This window comes from Halomonas eurihalina (genome assembly GCF_008274785.1).
Classification (GTDB): domain Bacteria; phylum Pseudomonadota; class Gammaproteobacteria; order Pseudomonadales; family Halomonadaceae; genus Halomonas; species Halomonas eurihalina.
Map to the genome: position 1 here is coordinate 22,032 of NZ_VTPU01000015.1, position 23,467 is coordinate 45,498.

19 protein-coding genes are annotated in these 23,467 nt (G+C 63.1%); 8 read left to right on the forward strand and 11 right to left on the reverse strand.

Annotation, left to right across the window (positions count from 1 at the left end; translation table 11 throughout):
* Nucleotides 1–10 precede the first annotated feature (10 nt).
* Genes waaA through FZZ93_RS14160 form a run of 3 tightly spaced genes read right to left on the reverse strand, consistent with a single transcriptional unit; the run spans nucleotide 11 to nucleotide 3,817 of the window.
* Nucleotides 11–1,306 (reverse strand): lipid IV(A) 3-deoxy-D-manno-octulosonic acid transferase, encoded by a 1,296-nt coding sequence (gene waaA, locus FZZ93_RS14150; RefSeq protein ID WP_149322966.1) that lies wholly within the window; start codon nucleotides 1,304–1,306, stop codon nucleotides 11–13.
* Complete coding sequence (gene hldE, locus FZZ93_RS14155) at nucleotides 1,306–2,736, reverse strand: bifunctional D-glycero-beta-D-manno-heptose-7-phosphate kinase/D-glycero-beta-D-manno-heptose 1-phosphate adenylyltransferase HldE (RefSeq protein WP_149322967.1); 1,431 nt, start codon at nucleotides 2,734–2,736, stop codon at nucleotides 1,306–1,308. The genes waaA and hldE overlap by 1 nt, the downstream gene beginning before the upstream one ends.
* Entirely contained in the window at nucleotides 2,726–3,817 is a 1,092-nt protein-coding gene (locus FZZ93_RS14160; protein WP_149322968.1) for a glycosyltransferase family 9 protein, read from the reverse strand. The genes hldE and FZZ93_RS14160 overlap by 11 nt, the downstream gene beginning before the upstream one ends.
* Between FZZ93_RS14160 and FZZ93_RS14165 the strand changes: the two genes are divergently transcribed.
* Nucleotides 3,816–4,526: a 3-deoxy-D-manno-octulosonic acid kinase gene (locus FZZ93_RS14165; protein WP_149322969.1), complete on the forward strand. Its 711-nt coding sequence runs from the start codon at nucleotides 3,816–3,818 to the stop codon at nucleotides 4,524–4,526. The genes FZZ93_RS14160 and FZZ93_RS14165 overlap by 2 nt on opposite strands.
* Here FZZ93_RS14165 and FZZ93_RS14170 read toward each other — a convergent pair.
* On the reverse strand, nucleotides 4,502–5,644 hold the full coding sequence (locus tag FZZ93_RS14170) for a glycosyltransferase family 4 protein (protein WP_246146225.1): 1,143 nt from the start codon (nucleotides 5,642–5,644) through the stop codon (nucleotides 4,502–4,504). The two genes, FZZ93_RS14165 and FZZ93_RS14170, sit on opposite strands and share 25 nt — an antisense overlap.
* Nucleotides 5,645–5,683: 39 nt before the next feature.
* On the opposite strand from FZZ93_RS14170, the gene FZZ93_RS14175 reads away from it, so the two are divergent.
* From FZZ93_RS14175 to FZZ93_RS14185, 3 genes are read left to right on the forward strand one after another with little or no spacing between them, the layout of a single operon-like run.
* Nucleotides 5,684–6,769 carry a glycosyltransferase family 9 protein gene (locus FZZ93_RS14175; protein ID WP_149322970.1) on the forward strand — a complete coding sequence of 362 codons (1,086 nt, stop codon included), beginning with the start codon at nucleotides 5,684–5,686 and terminating at the stop codon, nucleotides 6,767–6,769.
* Complete coding sequence (locus tag FZZ93_RS14180) at nucleotides 6,766–7,533, forward strand: glycosyltransferase family 2 protein (RefSeq protein ID WP_149322971.1); 768 nt, start codon at nucleotides 6,766–6,768, stop codon at nucleotides 7,531–7,533. The genes FZZ93_RS14175 and FZZ93_RS14180 overlap by 4 nt, the downstream gene beginning before the upstream one ends.
* Entirely contained in the window at nucleotides 7,523–9,169 is a 1,647-nt protein-coding gene (locus FZZ93_RS14185) for a sulfatase-like hydrolase/transferase (protein WP_149322972.1), read from the forward strand. The genes FZZ93_RS14180 and FZZ93_RS14185 overlap by 11 nt, the downstream gene beginning before the upstream one ends.
* Here FZZ93_RS14185 and waaF read toward each other — a convergent pair.
* On the reverse strand, nucleotides 9,166–10,182 hold the full coding sequence (gene waaF, locus FZZ93_RS14190) for a lipopolysaccharide heptosyltransferase II (protein ID WP_149322973.1): 1,017 nt from the start codon (nucleotides 10,180–10,182) through the stop codon (nucleotides 9,166–9,168). The two genes, FZZ93_RS14185 and waaF, sit on opposite strands and share 4 nt — an antisense overlap.
* Complete coding sequence (rfaD, locus tag FZZ93_RS14195) at nucleotides 10,175–11,131, reverse strand: ADP-glyceromanno-heptose 6-epimerase (protein WP_149322974.1); 957 nt, start codon at nucleotides 11,129–11,131, stop codon at nucleotides 10,175–10,177. Before rfaD ends, waaF begins: the two co-directional genes overlap by 8 nt.
* Before the next feature lie 95 nt (nucleotides 11,132–11,226).
* Between rfaD and glyQ the strand changes: the two genes are divergently transcribed.
* Complete coding sequence (glyQ, locus tag FZZ93_RS14200) at nucleotides 11,227–12,189, forward strand: glycine--tRNA ligase subunit alpha (protein WP_149322975.1); 963 nt, start codon at nucleotides 11,227–11,229, stop codon at nucleotides 12,187–12,189.
* A gap of 2 nt (nucleotides 12,190–12,191) precedes the next feature.
* Nucleotides 12,192–14,258, forward strand: coding sequence for a glycine--tRNA ligase subunit beta (gene glyS, locus FZZ93_RS14205; protein ID WP_149322976.1), 2,067 nt, complete (start codon nucleotides 12,192–12,194; stop codon nucleotides 14,256–14,258).
* Nucleotides 14,259–14,460: 202 nt separating this feature from the next.
* Here glyS and FZZ93_RS14210 read toward each other — a convergent pair whose 3' ends face one another.
* Both FZZ93_RS14210 and FZZ93_RS14215 read right to left on the reverse strand, forming a co-directional pair.
* Nucleotides 14,461–15,366 (reverse strand): glycosyltransferase family 2 protein, encoded by a 906-nt coding sequence (locus FZZ93_RS14210; protein WP_246146227.1) that lies wholly within the window; start codon nucleotides 15,364–15,366, stop codon nucleotides 14,461–14,463.
* 79 nt (nucleotides 15,367–15,445) lie between these two features.
* A complete protein-coding gene (locus FZZ93_RS14215) occupies nucleotides 15,446–16,531 on the reverse strand; it encodes a glycosyltransferase (RefSeq protein ID WP_149322978.1) in 1,086 nt (361 codons plus the stop codon).
* 206 nt (nucleotides 16,532–16,737) lie between these two features.
* Here FZZ93_RS14215 and FZZ93_RS14220 point away from each other — a divergent pair, with 206 nt between their 5' ends.
* Both FZZ93_RS14220 and gmhB read left to right on the forward strand, forming a co-directional pair.
* Complete coding sequence (locus FZZ93_RS14220) at nucleotides 16,738–17,742, forward strand: NAD-dependent epimerase (RefSeq protein WP_149322979.1); 1,005 nt, start codon at nucleotides 16,738–16,740, stop codon at nucleotides 17,740–17,742.
* Between the two features lie 244 nt (nucleotides 17,743–17,986).
* Nucleotides 17,987–18,547 carry a D-glycero-beta-D-manno-heptose 1,7-bisphosphate 7-phosphatase gene (gmhB, locus tag FZZ93_RS14225; protein ID WP_149322980.1) on the forward strand — a complete coding sequence of 187 codons (561 nt, stop codon included), beginning with the start codon at nucleotides 17,987–17,989 and terminating at the stop codon, nucleotides 18,545–18,547.
* A 199-nt stretch (nucleotides 18,548–18,746) separates the two neighbouring features.
* Here the strand turns inward: gmhB and gyrB are convergent, their stop codons facing one another.
* The 3 genes from gyrB to dnaN form a co-directional block, all read right to left on the reverse strand.
* Nucleotides 18,747–21,167, reverse strand: a complete 2,421-nt coding sequence (gyrB, locus tag FZZ93_RS14230) for a DNA topoisomerase (ATP-hydrolyzing) subunit B (protein WP_149322981.1) — start codon at nucleotides 21,165–21,167, stop codon at nucleotides 18,747–18,749.
* An 11-nt stretch (nucleotides 21,168–21,178) separates the two neighbouring features.
* Complete coding sequence (gene recF, locus FZZ93_RS14235) at nucleotides 21,179–22,294, reverse strand: DNA replication/repair protein RecF (protein WP_149322982.1); 1,116 nt, start codon at nucleotides 22,292–22,294, stop codon at nucleotides 21,179–21,181.
* A 68-nt stretch (nucleotides 22,295–22,362) separates the two neighbouring features.
* Complete coding sequence (gene dnaN / locus FZZ93_RS14240; RefSeq protein WP_149322983.1) at nucleotides 22,363–23,466, reverse strand: DNA polymerase III subunit beta; 1,104 nt, start codon at nucleotides 23,464–23,466, stop codon at nucleotides 22,363–22,365.
* Nucleotide 23,467: the final 1 nt, after the last annotated feature.

Sequence of the window (23,467 nt, forward strand, 5' to 3'; positions counted from 1 at the left end):
AAGCACTCACTTACCTGGAAAGTAGCGCCTCCAGACCGTCCAGGGTTCGGTCCAGGGCCCCCCGATTGGCCTCGACCACCGTTCGGCCGGCCTCGGCGAGCCGCTGCCTTTCCGCCGGCTCGCCGAACAGGCGCAACAGGGCCTCTGCCAGGGCCTCGCCGTCGTCCACTTCCACCAGGGCATCGTGCTCGCGCAGTGTCTCGGCCACGTCCTCGAAGTTGGCCAGCTCGGGGCCAGTCAACACTGGCACACCCATGGCGGCCGGCTCGAGCAGGTTGTGACCGCCCACCGGCACGAGGCTGCCGCCGACGAAGGCCAGGTCCGCCGCGCCGTAGAGGGTACGCAGCTCGCCCATGGTATCGCCCAGATAGACGGCCGTTTCGGCGCCCGGTGTCTCGCCTTTCGAGCGTCGGGCGCATGCCAGCCCGCGCACCGCACAGAGCTCGGCCACCGCCTCGAAGCGTCTGGGATGACGCGGCACGAGGATCAGCAACGCCTCGGGCCGTATCTCGCGCACCCGGGCATGGGCCGTCAGCAGTGCCTCGTCCTCGCCGGGATGCGTGGACCCCGCCACCCAGACCGGTCGCCCGCCCAGCAAGGTATGCAAGCGCTCACTCACCTTGAAGGCTTCGTCATTCAGGGCGATATCGAACTTCAGCGAGCCAGTCACCGAGGTGGCGTCCTCCGCCATGCCGAGTTCTGCGAAGCGTTCGGCGTCCTGCCGTGACTTGGCGCCCAGCCAGTCGACATGGGACAGCGCCTCTTGCATCAAGCGACGCAGGCGTCGATAAGTGCGAAACGAGCGTGCCGACAGGCGGCCGTTAACCACGGCCACGGGTACACCACGCCGCTCGCAGGAAGCCAGCAGGTTGGGCCAGAGCTCGGTCTCGAAGAAGATCGCCAGTCTCGGTCTCAGGCGAGCGACGAAACGCCGGGCGGCACAGGGAAAGTCCAGGGGCAGGAAGTAATGACTCACTTCGCCTCCAGCCTCGTCGCTGTCGGCTTCAGCCAATGCCATGGCACGTTCGGCGCCGGTGGCCGTCATGGTGGTGATCACCAGGCGGTGCTGTGGGTAGCGCTTGCGCAAGGCCTCGATCAGCGGTTGCGCGGCCTGGACCTCGCCAACCGAGGCGCAATGCAGCCACAAAGGACGATCGGCATCCGGCGAGACAGGGATCCAGCCAAGCCGCTCTCCCCGGGAGTGGCCAGCGCGATGCTCGCGCCACACCCGCCACCAGAGCAATGGTGCCAGCGCCAGCAGGGCGGCGGAATAAAGGCGACGCGCCCAGGGATGGCCGCCGGCCATCAGCGTTCCCGGTCGAGAATGGTGGAGATCATGGCAGTGGTGGAAACGCCGTCCTCAAAGCCCAGCACCTTAACTTCGCCTCCGGCAGCACGTACCGCCTCGCCACCGGCGATCTGCTCGGGCTGGTAATCGCCACCCTTGACCAGCACGTCAGGCAGCACCGCCTCGATCAGCCGCTGCGGGGTATCCTCGGCGAACGGCACCACCCAGTCGACAGCCCCCAGTCCGGCCAGCACCTGCATGCGCCGCGCCAGGGGATTGATCGGCCGCGAGGCGCCCTTGAGGCGGGCGATGGAGGCATCGTTGTTGACCGCCACGATCAGCCGGTCGCCGAGCTGGCGGGCATGCTCGAGGTAAGCCACATGGCCGGCGTGCAGGATGTCGAAGCAGCCGTTGGTCATCACCACGCGCTCGCCCCTCGCCTGGGCGGCGCGCACGGCCTCGCACAACGGCGCTTCCTCGATGACACCGAACTCGGCCAGCTTGTCGCCGTGCACGGCGGTATAGAGCTCGGCGATGGACAGCGTCGCGGTGCCGGGTTTGGCGACCACCAGGCCGGCAGCCAGGTTGGCGAGCGTCATGGCCTCGGGGAAGCCATGACCGGCGGCCAGCGCCAGCCCCAGTACGCCAATCACGGTATCGCCGGCACCGGTCACGTCGAAGACCTCCCGGGCCCGCGTCGGCAGATGCAAGGGCTCGGCTCCCTCACGAATCAACGTCATGCCTTTCTCGCTGCGGGTGATCAGCAGCGCTTCGAGTTCCAGCTCGGCACGCAACGCCTCGCCGCGAGCAGCCAGGGTGGCGTCATCGGGGCAAGGCCCCGCCACCGCCTCGAACTCGGTCAAATTGGGCGTGATCACGCTGGCACCACGGTACTTGCTGAAATCGCTACCCTTGGGGTCGACCAGCACCCGCTTGCCGGCAGCGCGCACCCGGGCAATCAGGGCGGCGACATCGGCCAGGGTTCCCTTGCCGTAATCAGAGAGGATCACCAGATCGGCATCGGGCAGCGCTTCCTCCACCTGGGCCGCCAGCCCTTGCGTATCGACCTTTCCCAGCCCTTCCTCGAAATCGAGCCGGATCAGCTGCTGGTTGCGGCTCATCACCCGCAGCTTGGTGATGGTCGGAATATCGGGGCTGCGAACGAAGTGAGTGCTTACACCGACATCCTCCAGGCGATGCACCAGTCGATCGGCATTGCCGTCGTCGCCAACCAGGCCGGCCAGTGCCGCCCGAGCCCCGAGCGAGGCGATATTGAGTGCCACGTTGGCGGCGCCACCCGGGCGATCTTCATCCTCCTCGACCCTGACCACGGGAACCGGGGCTTCGGGAGAGATGCGCGAAGTGCCGCCATGCAGGTAACGATCGAGCATGACGTCGCCCACCACCAGCAGGCGAGCGCGCTCAAGGGCGGTCAGGTCAAGTTTCATCGGGGAACTCCGTTTGCTTGCGGGCCGTGGCCAACAACGCCTCGAACCGGTCGATCACATCATCGGCGTGAATCAGTGACATCGCATCGGGGTGACGGACACGCTGCCCCCAGGGCAGTGTATCGGGGTCCTTGTGCAGGTAGGTACGCACAGCGTCAGGATAGCGATTGACCACGAAGTCGCGCCAGCAATAGGGCCCGGCACGCTCCGGATTGGTGGTGGCGAACAGACCGACGGTGGGCGTGCCCATGGCGTTGGCCATGTGGACCGGCCCCGAGTCCGGAGCGATGACCGCCCGCGCCTCGTCGATCAAGGCCAGCAGTCCCTTGAGCGACGACTCGCCGATCGCATCGATGACCGCGCCGGGCTGGGCCTGCGCGGCGATGCGCTGCCCCATCTCGCGTTCCTGGGTGCTGCCGCCGCCGGTTAGCACCGTCTTCAAGCCATGCTGCACCCAGACGTGCTCGACCACCGCGGCGTAGCCCTCTGCCGACCAATTGCGGAAGTTGCGCAGGCGTGGATTGGCACAGGGACTCATCAGAATATAGGGCGCTCCCGACGTGAAACTGGCCGCTTCCTTGTGGGCACTCTCGGGCACCGGCAACGACCAGTCCAGCGAGAGGTCCTCGACGCCCAGCAGACGGGCGAAATCGAGAAAGGATTCCAGGACATGGGCCTGCGGATGAGGAGCGAGCTGTCGATGGGTGAACCAGTGCTGGGCGTCCTTGGCGCGCGCCTTGTCGTAGCCGATGCGCAGGTCTGCCTTGAGGCCCAGCGACAACACGCTGGCCCGCAGGGCCTGTTGCATGTGCAGCAGCACGTCGAAGCGGGTATCGCCGAGGCGGCGCCAGAGCTCGCGCATGCCCGCAAGCCCGGTGGACTTGTCATAGACGATGAACTCGACCCCGGAAAGTCCGGCCAGTAGACTGTGCTCGCCCTTGCCGATGATCCAGGTGATGCGCGCCTCGGGCCATTGGCGTTGCAGGGCACGAACCGTCGGTACCAGGTTGCAGACATCGCCCAGGGCGGAGAGACGCAGCACGCCGATGTGCGCAGGTCGGACGGGCAGAGGATGCTTCATGCGATTGGCAACGTATCGAACGGGAAAGATTGGCATTCTATATGATGCGGACAGTTTATGTGACGCCGACGGGGCGCCACAAATCGGGCCGCATCTCTTCGCTCCCGAGTACTGGCGCCAGGCAGGCCTTGTCGTCGGCGCCGCACCCGGGCGCGGCGCCAGCCTGTTTCTCGCAGCGGGCAACGAGCAATGGGTGCTGCGCCCTTATCGTCGCGGCGGGCTCATCGCCCGCATCAGCACCGAGCGTTACCTGTGGTGCGGGGCGGAACGCAGCCGTGCCTTTCGCGAGATGCGCCTGACCGCCCACCTCCACGCACTCGGCCTGCCCGTGCCCCGCCCGGTGGCCGCCGGCGTGACCCGCCACGGTCTCGCCTACGAAGCCGGCCTGATCACCGTCCGACTGCCCGGTGCCCGTGCCCTGGCCGACTGCCTTCCCGAGGCTGACGCGGCCTTGCTGCGCCGTGTCGGCACCACCATCCGCCGCTTCCACGATGCCGGGCTGGACCATGTGGACCTCAACGCCCGCAACCTGCTGGTCGATGCCTCGGAAACGGTCTGGCTGATCGACCTGGATCGCTGTCGCCTGCGCGCTCCTGGCGGCTGGCAGAACGCCAACCTCGAGCGTCTGGCCCGCTCGCTGGCCAAGTTCGATGCCCCCTCGGCCATCGCTGCCGTCCGAGAGGGTTACGCCTCCGGGACCGGCTCCTGACCGGCATATTCCCCGACCAGGGCCGCCACGTGGCCCGCCAGCGTGAATTCCTCCTGAACGCGACGCCGCCCGGCCGCCCCGAGCCTTTCACGCAGACCGGCATCTCCCAGAAGCTCGACCAGCGCCGAGGCCCAAGTCTCTGGCGCATCGGGCGGGGCGAGACGCCCCGAATCCTCGCTGACCAGCTCGGGAATGGCGCCGCTCGACGAGCCCACCACCGGGCGGCCAGCCGCCATGGCTTCGATGACCGTCAGGCCGAAGGCCTCGTTGCGCGACGGAACACAGACGATATCCAGCGCCTTCAGGCAGGACGGCAAGTCGGAGCGGAAACCGGCGAAGCTCACTCGCGACTCGAGCCCCAATTCCGCCACACGCCCGCGCAGCTCGGCGACGACCGCTTCATCGCTGCCCTCGCCCGCCGTGAGTCCGCCGATCAACACGCCTTGCCAGGCCTGGGTCGGCGCCATCTCGGCCAGCCGGCTCAGCGCTTCGATCCACAGCAACTGGCCCTTGCCCCGGGAGAAGCGCCCCGGCAATCCAATCGCCACCGTTCCTTCCGGTATACCCAGTTCAGCACGCAGCGCCGCCTTCTCGCCGACATCGAGATCATCGGCATAAGGCGTCGGATCGATGCCCAGATAAAGCCGACGGATCCGTTCGGCCGGCAGCGGAAAGGCTTTCAGGTTGCGCCGTCGCGTTGCCTCGCTGATCGAGAACAGACGATGCACCTTGCCGTAACTCCAGCGATGAAAAGGGTCGCGCTTGGGGCGAGTAACGCCCATGTGATCGGTGAAGAACAACCTGAGTTGCGGTCGAAGACTGACAAGCAGCGCCCCCAGTCGCAGGTCGCTGGACTTGTGACAATGCAGCACCTCGATACCATGGGTCTTCAAGTAGGCCAGGATACGCTGGATTCGCCATAGCGCCTGCCCACGGGAGGCTAGCGTCAGCGGCTCGGCGCCGGCTTCCGCGAGGCTCGAGGCAACGCGAGAACCTTCGAGGGCCAGGCCGTGCGCCTCCCACCCCTGGCGAGCCAGCTCAGGTATAATCCGAGCCGGATACATTTCGAGTCCGCCCCAACCGTCGGAAAGGCAGATCTGCATGACCTTGGCTTTCAAGGCATCCTCCGTTAGCGGTATCGGGGTCCGGGAGTCCCGATGACACATTTCTTGAACCAACAACCGCCCCGCCTGCTAGTCGTGCGCAATGACAAGCTCGGCGACTTCATGCTCGCCTGGCCAGCCCTGGCGTGCCTGAAGGCCTGTGAGCCCGCCCCCCACGTCAGTGTCCTGGTACCCGGCTACACCGCGCCCGTGGCACGGCTCTGCCCCTGGGTGGACGAGGTCATCATCGATCCGGGCGACGAGGCCGACCATGACGCCCGGCGCGACTTGCTGGCCCGAGTACGGGCAGCCAACTTCGATGCCCTGTTGACCCTGTTCTCCACGCCACGCACCGGCTGGCTGGGCTGGCGCGCCGGCATTCCGTTGCGCCTGGCACCGGCGACCAAGTGGGCCCAGCTATTCTACAATCACCGTATCACCCAGCGCAGGTCACATTCGGCGAAACCCGAATACGTCTACAACATGGAACTGGCGGAGGCCCTGGTGGATGTTCTGGGGCTGTCGCCGCCGGAGCGCCCGGCGCCTCCCTACTGGCCGCTTTCCACACACGAGCAAGACGCGCAACGGCGCCGGGTCGCCGAGGAACTGGCCATCGATCCAGAGCGCCCCTGGGTATTCCTGCACGCCGGTAGCGGCGGCTCGGCGGTCAACCTGACGGCGGAGGCCTATGCTCGATTGGCTCAAGGCGTCGCCTCGCATCTGAAAGAGAGTGTGTCACCGGTGTGGATCCTGACCGCCGGCCCCGGCGAGGAAGATAATGCCGACGCGCTGCTCCGGACCCTGGAGGACATGGCGCTCGACGCCCATCGGCTGCCGGCGCGAGATGGCCTCGGCGACTTTGCCCTGAGCCTCGCCGCGGCAGACCTGTTCATCGCCGGCTCCACTGGCCCCCTGCACATCGCCGGCTGCCTGGATCGCGCTACCGCCGGCTTCTATCCCGCTCGCCGCTCGGCGACGCCCCTGCGCTGGCAGACCTGCAACGAGGCGAGTCGACGCCTCGCCTTCCGTCCCCCCGAGGGAGCCGGCGAAACCGACATGCATGCCATCGACCTGGAAGCCGCCGCCGAGCGGATCGCTCGGCACCTGGCGCCGTCCCCGACAAGCGAGCCCAGCACATGACTCCGATTACCGGCATCATCATCACCCTCAACGAGGCGGACAACGTCGTCGACTGCATCACCTCGCTGCAACGCGTCTGCGAGGAAGTCATCGTCGTCGACTCCGGCAGCAAGGACGACACCGTGAGCCTGGCCGAAGCGGCCGGTGCCCGGGTCATTCACCAGTCCTACCTGGGCGACGGCCCCCAGAAGGCCTTCGCCGTTCCCCAGGCACAGCACGACTGGATCCTCGCTCTGGACGCCGACGAGCGTCTCGACGATGATGCGGTCACGGCGATCCAGCAACTGACGCTCGACGATCCCCGACAGGCCTATCGTTTCAGGCGGCGCAACTTCGCCGGCAACCACTGGATCCGCGCGGCGGGCTTCTATCCCGACCCGGTCACGCGACTGTACAACCGCACCACTTCGGGCTATCTGCCCAAGAAGGCGCACTCCTCGGTCCAGGCGCCATCGGTGGTCGATCTCGACGTGCACATCCGCCACTTTACCTATCGCGACCTGTCCCACTGGATCACCCGCATCGATCAGCTCTCCAGCCGCGATGCCTGGGCCATGAAGGAACGTGGCAAACGCCCCTCCCGCTATCGCCCCGTGTTGCACGCGCTCAGCGCCACCCTGCGCAAGCTGATTCTCAAGGGCGGCATCTTCCAGGGCCCGGATGGCTTCACGGTCGCCATGACCACGGCGTTCCACGCGTACATGAAGTATGCCAAGCTGAACGAACTCTACGAGAACGAACGCGCCAACTCCGATGATGTTTGAACGTTCCCTGCCTGATTGGCTGCGTGAGCCTCGCTGGTGGGTTCTGCTGGCCCTCGGCCTGGCTCTGGGCCATGCCGCCGTGACAGTGACCCGACTCCCCTACTGGATGCTGCCGCCCATCGCCGCCGGCTGGCTGCTGGTGGCACGCGCCCTGCACTGGGGCGCCTCCTCGCGCCATCCACCGGCAAGCGGCTGGCCCTGGTCGCTCGTGCCCCTCATTTTCTGGGGCGTCTACGTCTATCTCGCCGACAGCTTCGGCATCGTCGATCTCGGCGCGGTGTTCTTCCACCTGCAGGCCGGCATCAGCGAGCATGGCGGAGGTGAACGCACCATCGTCGCCATCCTCTACACCCTGGCCATGCTCCCGGTCCTCGCGTCCTTCACCTGGCTGGTCCGCCATGATCACCGCTGGCGGCTGCTGGAGCGCCTGCTGGCCCTGGCCTTGCTGGCCACCAATCCACTGCTCTACGGCATTGGGCAGCGCGGTGCGGCCATCGTCGCCGAGGAAGGTGCCTGGCTGGAGCAGCGCTACGTTGATCCGGTGATTCTCGAGGCGCCCTCCTCTCCGCCCAACCTGTTGGTCCTCTACCTGGAGAGCCTCGAGCAGACGTACGCCGATCGCGAGCGCTTCGGCAATGTCTACGCTCCGCTCACCGCCCTGGGCAATCAGGGCGTAGTGTTCGAGGGCGTGCGCCAGGTCGACAACACCGGCTGGACCATGGCCGGCATGATCGCCAGCCAATGCGGGGTTCCGTTGATGCCGGCGGGGCTACTTCACGACAGCCAGTTGGAGCCGCTTGAGCGAGTCGTGCCCGGGGTCTCCTGCCTGGGCGACCTGCTCGCCGAGCAAGGTTATTCGCTGACGTACATGGGAGGCGCCAGCAAGCGTTTCGCCGGCAAGGGACGGTTCTACGAGGGGCATGGGTTCTCTCGGGTCCTCGGCCGCGATGACCTCGCGCCCAGGGTGGAAAACCCGGACGACCTGAATAGCTGGGGCCTCTACGACGACGACCTCTATGCCTTGACCGTCGAAGAGATTCGACGCCTGGAGAAACAGGAAAGACCCTGGGGACTGGTCAACCTGAGCCTGGCCACGCATCCGCCATACGGCTATTCACCCGATGAGTGCCGCCGGCGCCAGGGCGAATTCGATGGCACGGACATCCTCTACAGTGTCGAGTGTTCCGCCCGCATGGCACATGATCTGGTGAAACGTCTTGCCGGCGAGGGACTACTGAAGAACACCTTGGTAGTCATCGCCAGCGATCATCTTTCGATGCGCGTCTCGGCCTGGGAGCAACTGACCGCCGGCCCGCGCAGCAACACCTTCATGCTACTCGGCAACGACCTCGCGCCGCGACGCATCAAGGTCGAGGCCTCGACCATGGACATCTTGTCCACGGTGCTCGAGGCCATGGGCTTCGTCATCGACTGGCATCGTGCCGGGCTGGGCGTATCGCTGCTTTCGGAGGAACCGACCCTGGTCGAGCAACACGGTCTGGAAACCCTCAACGCCCAGCTCAAGCGGGAAACCGCGCTTCACGAGCGTCTCTGGCAGGGGCTCGACATCGAAGGCGTGGCCCCGGATGAGGCGTCGCGCACGCCCTGGCTGTCACCCGAGGCTACCGGCGACTAACCGCGAATCGCGCGCAGCAAGCGCGCCGGCGGCAGGTGGTTGAGGCAATTGGTGTGGCCCAGCGGGCAGGTGCGCTCGAAGCAGGGTGAGCACGCCAACGCCAGGTAGTGAATCTCGGCATTGTCGGTCAGCGGTGGCGTGTAATCGGGCGAAGACGAGCCATAGATCGCCTGCACCCGGGTCCCCGCTGCCGCCGCCACGTGCATCAGGCCGGAGTCATTGGTCACCGCCTGCCGGCAATCGGCGAGCAGGTCCACGGCATCGCCCAGGCGAGTCCGCCCGCAGAGATTGTGCGCGCCCTCGAGCCCCTTGGCGATCATCTCACCGGCCTCGGCGTCCTTGGGGCCGCCCATCACGCGAACCTCATGCCCCTCGGCCACCAGCGCCTCGGCCAGTTCGCGGAAATAAGCCAGAGGCCACTGCTTGGCCGGCCCGTATTCGGCCCCCGGCATCATGGCAATGGCCGGGCGCGAGCTCAGGCCGAGCGTTTCGCGCAGCCGCTCCAGATTGGCCTCATCCCGGCTTAGCTCTGGCCTGGGCAGCGCGAAATCGCCACCTGCGGCCTCGCTGGCCGGCAAGCCTAGCGCTACGAAGCGCTTGACGGTTTGGTCGAGCACCGACTTGTCGAGGCGACGCCGGTCATTGAGTAGCGCGTAGCGCTGTTCGCCGGTAAAGCCGGTACGCCGGGGAATACGCGCCAGAAACGGAACCAGCGCCGATTTCCAGGAGCGCGGCAGAACCAGAGCCCGATCGAAGCGCCCGCGCAGCTCAGCGGCCAGGCGGCGGCGCGTCGCCCAACCGAACTCGCCATGTCCGACCTCCAGCGGCGCGACTTCATCGACCTCAGCCATGCGCTCGAGGATCGGCCGCGACCAGGCCGGCGCCACGACGCCGATCCAGGCGCCCGGCTGCCTCGCCTTGAGGGTCTTGAACAGGCTCTGGGCCATGACCATGTCACCGACCCAGGACGGGCCGACGACCAGGATGCGCTCGCCGGGGGCGGCCTCAGGCATTCAACCACTCCAGATAGGCCTGTACGCCCTCGGCGACGGTGCGAAACTCGCGGTCGTAGCCGATCTCGCGGAGCCGCTCGATATCGGCACGCGTGTAGCTCTGGTAGCGCCCCTTGAGATTCTCGGGGAAATCGATGTACTCGATCCGGCCACGGCCATAATAGTCGATCACCGCCTCGCCGATGGCCTTGAAGGGCTCGGCACGCCCGGTCCCCAGGTTGAATATCCCCGAGGCCTCCGGGTTATCGAGGAACCATAGGTTGACGTCCACCACGTCGCCCACATAGATGAAGTCGCGGCTCTGCATGCCGGCCTCGACCCCGTCCCAGGCGCCGAAAAGCTTGAGATCCTCGCCAGCGCTGATCTGGGTGTGGTGGTGATAGGCGACACTGGCCATCTTGCCCTTGTGCTGCTCCCTGGGACCATAGACGTTGAAGTAGCGAAAGCCCACCACCTGGCTCTCGAACTCGTGATGCCGGGCGCGCACGTACTGGTCGAACAGCAGCTTGGAGTAACCGTAGACGTTCAGCGGCTTCTCATGCTCGGGCTCTTCCCGGAATACCTCGCTACCGCCATAGGTCGCGGCGGAGGACGCGTACAGGAAGGGAATGCCCTTGAGCTGGCAGAAATGCAGCAACTCCTTGGAGTACTCGAAGTTGTTCTCGAGCATGAAGCGGCCATCCCATTCCGTGGTATCGGAACAAGCTCCCTCGTGGAAGATGGCTTCGATGGGCGGTAGGTGCGTCTGCTCACCGCGCAGCGCCGCCCTGACCCGAGACAGGAAGTCGTCCTTGTCGAGATAGTCGCCGAGGGTGCAGTCGGCGAGATTGATGAACTTGGTGCCGTCGCGGAGATCGTCGACCACCAGGATGTCGTCACGGCCTCGCTCATTGAGTGCCTTGACCAGATTCGAGCCGATGAAGCCGGCTCCGCCTGTCACTACGATCATGGGATTCCCCTTACTCCGAACCTGCGCCTATAACCGATCTGCCTGTGATTGTATACTTGACGGCTCGTGAATTCATGGCCAACGGTGCTTTCGCAATGACACAGTCGACGCCAGACGTGACAACCTTCCAGGGCCTGATCCTGGCCCTGCAGCAGTACTGGGCCGAACAGGGCTGCGTGGTCCTCCAGCCTCTGGATATGGAGGTCGGGGCCGGGACCTTCCATACGGCCACCTTCCTGCGCTCTATCGGTCCCGAGACCTGGAACGCTGCCTATGTGCAGCCGTCCCGTCGCCCCACCGATGGCCGCTATGGCGAGAACCCCAACCGCCTGCAGCATTACTATCAGTTCCAGGTAGTGATGAAGCCCTCCCCGGCGGACCTGCAGGAACGCTATCTCGGCTCGTTGAAGTGTCTCGGCATCGATCCCCTGGTCCATGATATCCGCTTCGTCGAAGACAACTGGGAATCGCCCACTCTGGGTGCCTGGGGGCTCGGTTGGGAAGTCTGGCTCAATGGCATGGAAGTGACTCAGTTCACTTACTTCCAGCAGGCCGGCGGGCTGGAATGCTATCCCGTTACCGGCGAGCTGACCTATGGCCTCGAGCGTATCGCCATGTACGTGCAGGACGTCGACAGCGTCTATGACCTAGTATGGACGGTGGCACCGGACGGCACTAAGGTCACCTACGGGGACGTCTTCCTGCAGAACGAGCGCGAACAGTCCGCCTACAATTTCGAGCATGCCGATGTTCCGGCCCTCTTCGAGGCCTTCGATCACCAGGAAGGCGAGTGCACCAAGCTGCTCGACGCCAGCCTGCCCCTGCCCGCCTACGAGCAGGTGCTGAAAGCCTCGCATACCTTCAACCTGCTCGATGCTCGTCACGCCATCTCCGTGACCGAACGGCAGCGCTACATCCTGCGCGTCCGCACCATGGCCCGCAATGTGGCCCATGCCTACTATGAATCCCGCAAGGCCGCCGGCTTCCCGCTGGCATCCGAGGCCCTGCGCCAAGAACTGCTGGCGAACGAGTCGCCTGCCGAACAGGGAGACGCTTGAAGATGGCCGCCGATACCTTTCTGCTCGAACTGGGCGTCGAAGAACTGCCGCCGAGCGCGATCGACGCTCTGTCCGATGCCCTCGCCGATGGCGTTCGCCAGGGGCTGGACGATGCCGAGATCGAACATGGTGACATTCGCGCCTATGCCAGCCCGCGACGCCTGGCTGTACAGATCGACACACTGGCCGACAAGCAGCCGGATCGCGAAGTCGAGCGCCGAGGTCCTTCCCTGGCCGCTGCCTTCAAGGACGGCGAGCCGACCAAGGCGGCCGAGGGCTTTGCCCGCTCCTGCGGTGTCAGCGTCGAGTCGCTGATCCATCTCGAGACGGACAAGGGAACCTGGCTGGGCTATCGCGAACAACAGCCAGGAGAGGCCACCACGACCCTCCTCCCGGCCATCGTCGAGAAGTCCATCGCTGCCCTGCCGGTTCCCAAAAACATGCGCTGGGGCGCTTCCCGGGTCGAGTTCTCGCGCCCTGCTCACTGGTTGGTGATGCTCTATGGCGAACGTGTCGTCGAAGCCTCCGCCCTGGGACTCCAGGCCGGCCGCACCACCCGCGGCCATCGCTTCCATGCGCCGGAGCCCATCGAGCTCGGTCACGCCGACGACTACCTCGGCGCCATGGAGAATGCCTGGGTCCTGGCGGATCGCGAGCAACGCCGCGAACGCATTCGTGAACAGGTGCTCGCCGAAGCCGAAGTCCAGGACGCCACGGCAGTGATCGACGAGGAGCTGCTGATCGAAGTCAGCGGCCTGGTAGAGTGGCCGGTCGCCCTGACCGGGAGCTTCGACGAACGCTTCCTGGAAGTGCCCGCCGAATGTCTGGTCTCCTCAATGAAGGCCAACCAGAAGTACTTCCACCTGCTGGACGATGACGGCAAGCTCAAGCCCCGCTTCATCACTATCTCCAACATCGACAGCCAGGCGCCCGAACTGGTCGTGCAGGGCAACGAGAAGGTCATTCGCCCCCGCCTGGCCGACGCCGCCTTCTTCTATGATACCGACCGGCAGCGCCCACTCGTCGAGCGCGTGCAGGAGCTGTCCAGCGTCGTCTTCCAGCAGCAGCTCGGCACCCTGGCCGACAAGGCCCACCGCAGCGCCGCCGTGGCCGCCTTCATCGCCGGCCGCATCGATGGCGATGTGGGCCATGCCCGACGCGCCAGCGAGCTGGCCAAGTGCGATCTCGTGACCGAGATGGTCCAGGAATTCCCCGAACTCCAGGGCACCATGGGCCGCTACTACGCCACCCACGACGGCGAGGACGCCGAGGTGGCCCGCGCCCTGGAAGAGCAGTACTTGCCGCGCTTCGCCGGCGACGCGGTGCCCAGCACGCGCACCGGCCTCGCCCTGGCCCTGGCGGATCGCCTCGATACCCTGACCGGTATCTTCGGCATCGGCCAGCGTCCCAGCGGCACCAAGGATCCCTTCGCCCTGCGCCGCGCCTCCATCGGTGTGCTCAACATCATGGTCAAGGGCGAACTGGACCTGGATCTGCGCGAGCTGCTCGAACTGGCCGCCGCCCAGCATCAGGAGTTGCCTTACGCCGAGGGGCTGGTCGACGAGGTTCTAGCCTATATGCTCGACCGTTTCCGCGCCTGGGGCCGTGACGAAGGCATCGAGGCCGAGGTCTACCTCGCCGTGCGTGCCCGCCCGGTCACCAAGCCGCTCGACTTTGCCCGTCGCCTGCAGGCAGTGCACAACTTTGCCAGCCGCGATGAGGCTGCTGCCCTGGCCGCCGCCAACAAGCGGGTTTCCAACATCCTCGCCAAGCAGGATGATGAGATCTCCCCCGAGGTCGATACCAGCCTGCTGGCAGAGGACGCCGAGCGCGACCTGGCCGAGGCGCTGGCCCAATGCCGGGAAAAGGTCGCCCCCCTGTTCGCTGAAGCCCGCTACAGCGATGCCCTGGATGTTCTCGCTGGTCTGCGCAACCCGGTGGATCGCTTCTTCGACCAGGTCATGGTCATGGCCGACGATGCGGCTGTGAAGCGCAATCGACTGGCCTTGCTGGCCAGCCTCCAGGCGCTGTTCCTCGAGGTCGCGGATATCGCCGAACTCCAGCACTAACCTTCGCCCCCGGGAAATCCGGAGGCGCAAATGAAGGGGGCCTGTTTCACGTGAAACAGGCCCCCTTCTCGTTTCTGCTCTCGTCCACTTGCCTCAGCGCCCCTACCCTGACCCTGCTCCACGATGTTTCACGTGAAACATCGCCTCCTTGACCAGCACCGCCGAAGGTCCCCATCTGATCACTGGAGACCACGCCTGGCTATCACCTGAAGAATGACAGCAAGTAGCGCTTGAACAGTCGAGCATCCGGTTTCAGTTTTCCATTGGCGATTCCATCTCGTACGGTACAGCGGAATCTTTTACCCTGCTTCATTCGGTAAAGTGACTGGAGCACTGACCTCGCATCAGCTTCCAGGAGTTGCTTCGTCTGGCGCTGTGTCAGTTTATTGGTCAGATCAGGGTTCATCATGATGGCTTCAATGAAACGCTCACCCTGATGGATAATGCGTTTATGGTCATGTCGAGCTCGCTGTGGCTCTACATCTCGAACCATACAGCACGGCCCCCCGGCATAGCGTGCATCCTCTCTTGCCAGGGCCCTCAGGAAAAACTCCACATCTTCCTTTTTTCGAAGCTCCACGTTGAACCCTTCCAACGCTCTGAAAGCATTCCGCTTCATGATGAAGCTGTTTGTATGCAGCCACCCCATATCGTCGATATATTCACTGAGCGAGAGCGCTGCCGCATATTGCTTCTCGCCGGGGAGAAGGGAGGCGTGGGAAGTCGCGTCAATGTGATCGCTGAAAATGATTCCTTCGAAATCAGGATAGTCCTGGGCCAGTTGCATTCGATTGGCCACAGCAGACTCGACGAGCAGATCATCGGAATCCAGGAAGCCTATATAGTCTGCATCGCTGACCGCTACGCCATAGTTCCTCGCGGCTGACTGCCCCTGGTTACTTTCCAGTTGATGGATCGATACTCTGGCCTCTGCCTTATAGTGCTCTTCCAGTTGTGAATAGCTGTCATCGGTGGAGGCATCATCTACGACAACACACTGAGTGTCTGGCCAAGTCTGTGAGAGCACCGCGTCGATGGCCTCACAGACACGAGGCCATCGATTGAAACAAGGAATAATGATGGCTACACGAGGCTGATCGGTATGCATGGTCAATTGCCGCGTCCTTTCGTTGGATGCCATGTCAGCATGGCATGATACTTCCTCCATCCATACCGCGCGCCTCCTCTCAGAGGGCCTCGAACTGGGGCAGTACCGTTTCCTTGAGGAACTGTTGATAATGGCGTGGCTTGATGGTCACCGGGGCTTGATCCATTCGCCTGAGGGCCTCGGCAAGGCCGTCTTCATCGTCCGGCGCAACGAGAAAATCCGCCAGCTCATGAACAAGAATCTCGCGTGGGCCGCTCGGGCAGTCCGTGCTGATGACAGGGGTATGCAGCAGTAGAGACTCGATCAGCACCCGCGGCAGGCCCTCGGCATCGGAGGTCAATACCATGGCCTTGGCATGTCGGATGAAGGGATAGGGATTGTGATGGTAGCCCAGCCAGACGACACGATCCTCGAGGCCGAGCGAGGCGATCTGGCGTCGAACCTCTTCCTCGTGTTCCGGCTTCCCCTTGCCCATGATGGCCAGCGGGGTCGTTATTCCACTTTTCGCATAGGCGCGCAGTAATCGATCATGGCGCTTGCGTGGTTCGATCGCCGCCACGCACAGCAAGTAGTCGCCCTCGGGAACGGGAGCGGGTTCGTCGGCCATGGCAACGAAGGGCTCCCGCTCGTAGGGGTTGTAGATAGGCACGATCTTCTCGGCCTCCAGCCCGACGACACCTTCGAGATTCTCTTTCACGCCCTGTGAGACGGCGATGACCTGACGGCCATGGTAGAAGCGACGGACCTTTTCGAAGGCTCGTTCACGCTGCCTAGGATCGCTAAACTTGGCTGACACATCCGACTTGATCCAGAAGTAGAGATTGGGCAAATCGAGGTGCCGAGTGATCTTGTCGCAGGAACAGGAGATCACGACATCCGGCCGCCAGGGCACCAGGGCACGCCGTATCCGCGCGGCTTGCCACTTTTCGGTCAGCACGGTGCTGGTGGCCTTGGTGAAGCGGCTCACCACGGCCAGGTTCTCGACCTCGAGACCCTCGGGCAGGCGATGCTCAATACGCTCACGCAGGGTAAACACCTTGACCACGTGGCCGCGCTGGCGCAATTGATCGGCGGTGTAGAGAAGCGACTTCTGGGCGCCACCGCCGTAGAGGTCCTCGATAACGAAGGCAAAACGCTTGGGGGCTATAGTCGTCGATTGGCTCATGGCGTGATTCCCGAAGGTGAGCGAATGCAGAGATCCAAGGGCAAGACCGCCGGGCCGAATCTACCCTGCATCTCGCTGGCGGCCGCTGATTGAACCACGAATTCTAGCATGCTCGGCCTGTAGCTGGTGCTGGGGTACAATGTAGTTCCCCCGTGAGGACGCCAGAGACATCCGGGGAGAGCCAGCATGGGAGCGTACGTCATATCATGAAACTACTGATCACGGGCATGGCCGGTTTCATCGGCCATGCCGTCGCCAAGCGTCTCGCCGCTAGACAGGAATACGATATCGTTGGCGTCGACAACCTCAGCGATTACTACGACGTATCACTCAAGCAGGCTCGCCTGGACGATCTGGCCGATGCGCAAAACATTCGGTTCGAGCGGCTCGATCTGGCCGATCGCGAGGCGGTAGCCGCACTGTTCGAGACGGAAGGCTTCGACCGGGTGATTCATCTGGCGGCACAGCCCGGGGTACGCTATTCGCTCGAGAACCCCCATGCCTATGCGGATGCCAACCTCGTGGGGCACCTCAATGTGCTGGAAGGCTGCCGCCATGGCCAAGTAAAGCACCTGGTCTATGCGTCATCCAGCTCAGTATATGGGGCCAACGACAAGACGCCATTTGCCACATCGGACAACGTCGACCATCCCATCAGCCTCTACGCGGCTACCAAGAAAGCCAACGAGCTGATGGCGCATACCTACTCTCACCTCTACGATCTTCCCACCACAGGGCTGCGCTTCTTCACGGTATATGGCCCATGGGGGCGCCCCGACATGGCCATGTTCAAGTTCACTCGGGCCGTGCTGGCAGGCGAACCGATCCAAGTCTACAACCATGGCGAGATGTTTCGGGACTTCACCTATATCGACGATATCGTCGAAGGCATCGTGCGTATTCTGGATGTCGTGCCCAATCGGGATGAGAAGACCGTACCAGCCTCACCGGATACCAGCGACGCGCCTTACAGGCTCTACAACATCGGCCACGGCAGCCCGGTGGCCTTGATGGACTTCGTGCGAGCAGTAGAGTCAGCCACCGGCCGCGAGGCAATCTGTGACTTCCAGCCCATGCAGCCGGGCGACGTTCCTCGCACCTGGGCGGATACCGAAGCGTTGTTCGCGGCTACTGGCCATCGCCCCCAGATCGGGGTGGAAGAAGGTGTCGCTCGCTTCGTCGAGTGGTATCGGGACTATTACGGGGTGTGAGATTGGTTCCGCCCCGATGTTTCACGTGGAACAATGTGACATGCATCGCGCATGCTTCATTTCACGTTTCCTTTAGCCACTCTCCGCCGAGCAAGCTCCCCTCCCCTACTTTTCCGCTTCTGACATATCGACTTTCCTGAGCTTGCCCATCCCCTTGCCCGGGTGGGCACAACACTCGCTTGGTTGTTTCACGTGCAACACGACTCTACACTGTCGACTCCCTTCAAGAGAGATCCAACAGCGCATGTCCGCCAAACTCGTCATCCTCGATCGCGACGGCGTAATCAACCAGGATTCCGATGACTACGTAAAATCACTGGATGAGTGGATAGCCTACCCTGCTGCCATCGAGGCGATCGCCAGGCTTCATCGCGCTGGCTGGCAAGTCGCCGTGGCCACCAATCAATCCGGCATCGCCCGTGGGTATTACGATGAAAACGTGCTGGCCGGCATGCATCAGCACATGCTTTCACTGGTGCATGCCGCTGGTGGCGAGCTGGCCCATATCGCGTACTGCCCGCATGGCCCGGACGATGACTGTCAGTGTCGCAAGCCGCTGCCAGGCATGCTGCACGAGATTCGCCAGGCCCTGGACTTGCCATCACTAGAGGGAAGCTGGATGGTCGGTGACAGCCTCAGAGACATCCAGGCAGGCGAAGCGGCAGGTTGCCATCAAGCCCTCGTATTGACTGGCAAGGGGGAACGTACCCTGGAAAAGCACCCTGAAATCGCCACATCGAGTGTCGGCGTCTTCCCGGACCTGGCCGCCTTTGCAGACTGGCTACTCTCCCCTTCTTCGGCTTGAAGCCATCTCTCTTTGCAGTTCCCTACACGACCGCACAGGAACAGCGTCTCTCCCTCATTGCCCATCACGATGTTTCACGTGAAACATCGAACATGATAAAGGGCGATAGAAACGAAAAGGGCTGCATCGGTACTCCGATGCAGCCCTTTTCAGCGACTCAATAGCAATGTTTCACGTGAAACATTCAAGCGATGCGTGGCTAGACATCCAGGTTAGCCACCAGGGCATTGCGCTCGATGAAGTCACGGCGTGGCTCAACCTCGTCCCCCATCAGGGTATTGAACATCATGTCGGCCGCCACAGCGTCCTCGATGGAAACCCGAAGCATCCGGCGAGTACTCGGATCCATGGTCGTATCCCAAAGTTGCTCGGGATTCATCTCGCCAAGCCCCTTGTAACGTTGAATGGAAAGACCACGCTGCGCTTCATTCATCAGCCACTCGAGGGCATCGTAGAAGCTGTCAACCGGCTTCTTCCGCTCACCACGGGCCACATAGGCCCCTTCCTCGAGCAGGTTATCCAGGGTTTCGCCGAGTCCGGCGATGGCCCGATAGTCGGCACTGGTGAAGAAATCTACGCCCCACACGTAATCCGAGGTCACACCATGCGCGGCCAGCGTCACGGCCGGCAGGTAAAAACCTCGTTCGCTATCTTCCTTGAGACGGAAGGTATAGCGGGGGCCACCTTCGTAAGAGACGATGGCATCCATCTCGGCTTGCAGTGACTCTATCCAGTTCTGCATGGTCACGCGATCACGCAGGCTTTCCTCGCCATCGAGCCTGGCGGCATGAACGATCTTGCGCAGCACTACATCCGGGTAAACCCGCGACAGACGATCGATCCGGTTCATGACATCACGGTACTGGTGGACCAGCTTCTCGAGCCCCTCACCTTCGATACCTGGCGCCTCGGCATTGACGTGCAGCCGTGCCCCATCAAGCGCCGTGGTTGTCAGATAATCGGTCAGGGCCTGCTCATCCTTGAGGTAGCTTTCCTGCTTGCCACGCTTGATCTTGTAGAGCGGCGGCTGTGCGATGAAGACGTGACCACGTTCGATCAGTTGCGACATCTGCCGGAAGAAGAAGGTCAATAACAGCGTGCGGATGTGCGAGCCATCGACATCGGCGTCGGTCATGATGATGATCGAGTGATAGCGCAACTTGTCGGGATCGAACTCTTCACGGCCGATCCCGCATCCCAGAGCGGTGATAAGGGTGCCGACCTCGGCAGAAGACAGCATCTTGTCGAAGCGTGCCTTCTCCACGTTGAGGATCTTGCCCTTGAGCGGCAGGATCGCCTGAGTGCGGCGATCACGCCCCTGCTTGGCACTACCGCCAGCCGAGTCGCCCTCGACCAGATAAAGCTCCGACAGGCTGGGATCCTTTTCCTGGCAGTCGGCCAGTTTACCGGGCAATCCGGCAATATCCAGAGCGCCCTTGCGGCGCGTCATGTCACGCGCCTTGCGCGCCGCTTCGCGAGCTCGAGCCGCATCCAGCATCTTGTTGACGATGGCCTTGGCTTCGTTCGGCCGCTCGACCAGATATTCCGAGAACTGGCGCCCCATCTCCTGTTCCACCGCGGTCTTCACCTCGGAGGAAACCAGCTTGTCCTTGGTCTGCGAGGAGAACTTGGGATCCGGCACCTTGACCGAAATGATCGCCGTGAGCCCTTCCCTCGCATCATCGCCCGAGGTGTTGACCTTCGCCTTCTTCAACAGCCCCTCGGCCTCGATGTAGTGATTGAGCGTTCGCGTCAACGAAGCCCGGAACCCGGCCAGGTGGGTCCCCCCATCGCCTTGGGGAATATTGTTGGTGTAGCAGAAGATATTCTCGGCAAAGGTATCGTTCCACTGCATTGCCACTTCGACACCAACGCCATCCTCGCGCTCGACATTGAAATGGAATACAGGATTGAGCACCGTCTTGTTGGTGTTCAGATGGTCGACGAAGGCACGGAGACCGCCCTCGTAATGGAAGAGTTCTTCCTTTCCGGTACGCTCATCGGTCAAGCGAATCGCCACACCAGAGTTCAGGAACGACAACTCCCGCAAGCGCTTGGCGAGAATATCGTAATGAAACTCGATGTTATGGAAGGTCTCGGGAGATGGCCGAAAATGCACTCGGCTACCGGTTTGTTCGGTGGTACCGACCACTGACAGCGGCGCCACGGCTTCACCATGCCGATAGAGCTGCTCATGCACTTGCCCCTGCCGCCAGATCGTCAACCTCAGTTCCTCGGAGAGCGCATTGACCACCGAGACACCGACGCCATGCAGGCCACCGGAGACCTTGTAGGAATTATCGTCGAACTTGCCGCCGGCATGGAGCACCGTCATGATCACTTCGGCGGCCGATACACCCTCTCCTTCATGAATCTCGGTGGGAATACCGCGTCCATTGTCGCGAACCGTGATCGATTCGTCCGGGTGGATCACCACGCCGATTTCACTGCAGTGTCCGGCCAGGGCTTCATCGATGGAGTTGTCCACCAGCTCGAACACCATGTGGTGCAGGCCTGTGCCATCATCGGTGTCGCCGATGTACATGCCGGGCCGCTTGCGTACCGCATCCAGGCCCTTGAGGACCTTGATGCTTGATGAGTCGTAAGCTTGTTCGCTCATTGACTACTCCATCATGAAGTCTGTCTGTCCATTGGCAGCAGCTGCCCCTGCCCCGCCTCGGTATGTTTCACGTGAAACATCGACACTGGTGTGTCCACATCCCACGAGCCCGTCAAGGCATTCGGATCGACACTGGTAATAAACGCCTGGCAGCGCATATGCGTCAGCCATTCGCAGAAGACCCGTCGGTGATCGCCATCCAGCTCGGCCGGCAAGTCATCGATCAGGTAGACGCAGGAGCGCCCTGTGAGACGTTCCAGCAACCGCCCCTGGGCCAGCTTGAGCGCACTGACCACCAGCTTCTGCTGGCCTCTCGACAGGATTTCGATCGCCGGCCGACGGCCCAGACGAATCCCTAGATCCGCTCGCTGAGGTCCCTGTTGAGTAAACCCCATCTGCTGATCGGTCTCCCTGCTCTGCTCGAGGACATCGGCCAGCTGTCGCTTTCGATCCCAGCCCCGGGTATAACGCAACTCGAGCCCGGGCAAGGCAATCAGTCCTTCCAGGGTTTCCTGGAACACGGGCAGAAACGCATCCATCCAGGCCCGGCGCAAATCATCCAGCCGTACGCCCCAATGGGCCAATTCCCGTTCCCAGGCACCCATTGACGCATCGGACATTCTACCATGTCTGAGGAGAGCATTCCGATGCTTCAACGCCCTTCGGAAACGCTTCCAGGCATCGAGGAAATCATGTTTCACGTGAAACACTCCCCAGTCGAGGAACTCTCGGCGCCCCGCTGGAGAGCCTTCCAGAAGTCGAAAGGCATCCGGGTTGATCAGTTGCAGCGGCAGGGTCTCCACCAACTGCGACACACGGCTCACCCTCTCCCCTGACAGGCGCATTTCCAGTTCATCGCTGTCGCGGCGGCGACGCACACCAATAGGCAGGGGTGGCTCCCCCGACAACCGGCCATGCAAGGTCACGCCATCCTCTTCATGGGCGATGGCATGGCGTAACTGCCGCGTACGGAAGGAGCGCCCCATGCCCAGGACATGGATCCCCTCCAGCAAGCTGGTCTTGCCGGTACCGTTATCGCCGATGAAGAGATTGATCCGGGGGCCGGGAGACAACTCCAGGGCCTGGAGATTCCGCAGGCCCTGGAAAGCGAGACGATCGAGAGGCATCGAGGGAAAGGATCCTATTGCCGATGCCCACGGAAGGGACATCGGCACGGGAAAAATCGAAGGTCGTCTTAGAGGCGCATCGGCATGACGACATAGAGCGCATCGCCACCGCCCGGCTCCTCGAGCAGAGCACTGCTGTTGGGATCGGCCAGGGTCAGCTGCACGCGATCCTCGTCCAGCACACTGAGCACATCGACCAGATAGCCGACATTGAAGCCGATCTCCATGGCCGGCCCGGTGTATTCGACGCCGACGTTCTCCTCGGCCTCCTCCTGCTCGGGGTTGTTGGCCATGACGCGCAGGTTGCCTTCCTCGAGGTTGAGGCGCACGCCGCGATACTTCTCGTTGGAGAGGATCGCGGTACGCGACAACACTTGGCGGAGTTCCGTCCGTTCGGCGATGAGGACCTTGTCTCCCCCCTTGGGCACCACGCGCTCGTAATCGGGAAACTTGCCGTCCACCAGCTTGGAGGTGAAGGTGAAATCCCCAGTGTGGGCACGGATATGCGTTGAGCCCAATGTCAGGCTCACCGGGTCCTCGCCGTCATCGAGCAGACGAACGAGCTCCATGATTCCCTTGCGCGGCACGATCAGCTTCTGGGAGGGCTCGACCTGCACCTCGGCGGAACGCGATGCCACTGCCAGGCGATGGCCATCGGTGGCCACGGTCCGCACCAGATTGGTACCGAACTCCAGCAGCATGCCGTTGAGGTAATAGCGAACATCCTGCTGCGCCATAGCAAAGGACGTCGCATCGATGAGGCGCTTCAAGGTTCCGCGCGGCAGGCTCAGCTCGACGCTGCTCTGGCCATCCTCGATATTGGGGAACTCGGCCACCGGCAGGGTCGAAAGCGTGAACCGCGAACGCCCGCTGCGCAGGACTGCCCGGTTATCCTCCAGGGCAAGTTGAATCTCGGCCTGGTCCGGCAGCGACTTGCAGATGTCCATCAGCTTGCGCGCCGGCACGGTGGCCGCCCCTGCCTCGTCTACCTGGCTGGCCACGGTGCGACCGATCAGCTCGACTTCCAGATCGGTGCCGGTCAACGACACCTGATCCTGCTCGACCTGGATCAAGACGTTCGACAGCACCGGCAGGGTCTGACGCCGCTCCACCACGCCGGCGACCAACGTCAGCGGGCGCAGCAGCGCTTCTCGGGAAATGGAAAATTTCATG

Excerpts from the sequence above, each read along its gene's own strand:
- waaA (WP_149322966.1), bottom strand. The coding sequence starts at position 1,306 with ATGGCCGGCGGCCATCCCTGGGCGCGTCGCCTTTATTCCGCCGCCCTG.
- hldE (WP_149322967.1), bottom strand. The coding sequence starts at position 2,736 with ATGAAACTTGACCTGACCGCCCTTGAGCGCGCTCGCCTGCTGGTGGTG.
- FZZ93_RS14165 (WP_149322969.1), top strand. The coding sequence starts at position 3,816 with ATGCGATTGGCAACGTATCGAACGGGAAAGATTGGCATTCTATATGAT.
- FZZ93_RS14160 (WP_149322968.1), bottom strand. The coding sequence starts at position 3,817 with ATGAAGCATCCTCTGCCCGTCCGACCTGCGCACATCGGCGTGCTGCGT.
- FZZ93_RS14175 (WP_149322970.1), top strand. The coding sequence starts at position 5,684 with ATGACACATTTCTTGAACCAACAACCGCCCCGCCTGCTAGTCGTGCGC.
- FZZ93_RS14180 (WP_149322971.1), top strand. The coding sequence starts at position 6,766 with ATGACTCCGATTACCGGCATCATCATCACCCTCAACGAGGCGGACAAC.
- FZZ93_RS14185 (WP_149322972.1), top strand. The coding sequence starts at position 7,523 with ATGATGTTTGAACGTTCCCTGCCTGATTGGCTGCGTGAGCCTCGCTGG.
- waaF (WP_149322973.1), bottom strand. The coding sequence starts at position 10,182 with ATGCCTGAGGCCGCCCCCGGCGAGCGCATCCTGGTCGTCGGCCCGTCC.
- rfaD (WP_149322974.1), bottom strand. The coding sequence starts at position 11,131 with ATGATCGTAGTGACAGGCGGAGCCGGCTTCATCGGCTCGAATCTGGTC.
- glyQ (WP_149322975.1), top strand. The coding sequence starts at position 11,227 with ATGACACAGTCGACGCCAGACGTGACAACCTTCCAGGGCCTGATCCTG.
- glyS (WP_149322976.1), top strand. The coding sequence starts at position 12,192 with ATGGCCGCCGATACCTTTCTGCTCGAACTGGGCGTCGAAGAACTGCCG.
- FZZ93_RS14210 (WP_246146227.1), bottom strand. The coding sequence starts at position 15,366 with ATGCATACCGATCAGCCTCGTGTAGCCATCATTATTCCTTGTTTCAAT.
- FZZ93_RS14215 (WP_149322978.1), bottom strand. The coding sequence starts at position 16,531 with ATGAGCCAATCGACGACTATAGCCCCCAAGCGTTTTGCCTTCGTTATC.
- FZZ93_RS14220 (WP_149322979.1), top strand. The coding sequence starts at position 16,738 with ATGAAACTACTGATCACGGGCATGGCCGGTTTCATCGGCCATGCCGTC.
- gmhB (WP_149322980.1), top strand. The coding sequence starts at position 17,987 with ATGTCCGCCAAACTCGTCATCCTCGATCGCGACGGCGTAATCAACCAG.
- gyrB (WP_149322981.1), bottom strand. The coding sequence starts at position 21,167 with ATGAGCGAACAAGCTTACGACTCATCAAGCATCAAGGTCCTCAAGGGC.
- recF (WP_149322982.1), bottom strand. The coding sequence starts at position 22,294 with ATGCCTCTCGATCGTCTCGCTTTCCAGGGCCTGCGGAATCTCCAGGCC.
- dnaN (WP_149322983.1), bottom strand. The coding sequence starts at position 23,466 with ATGAAATTTTCCATTTCCCGAGAAGCGCTGCTGCGCCCGCTGACGTTG.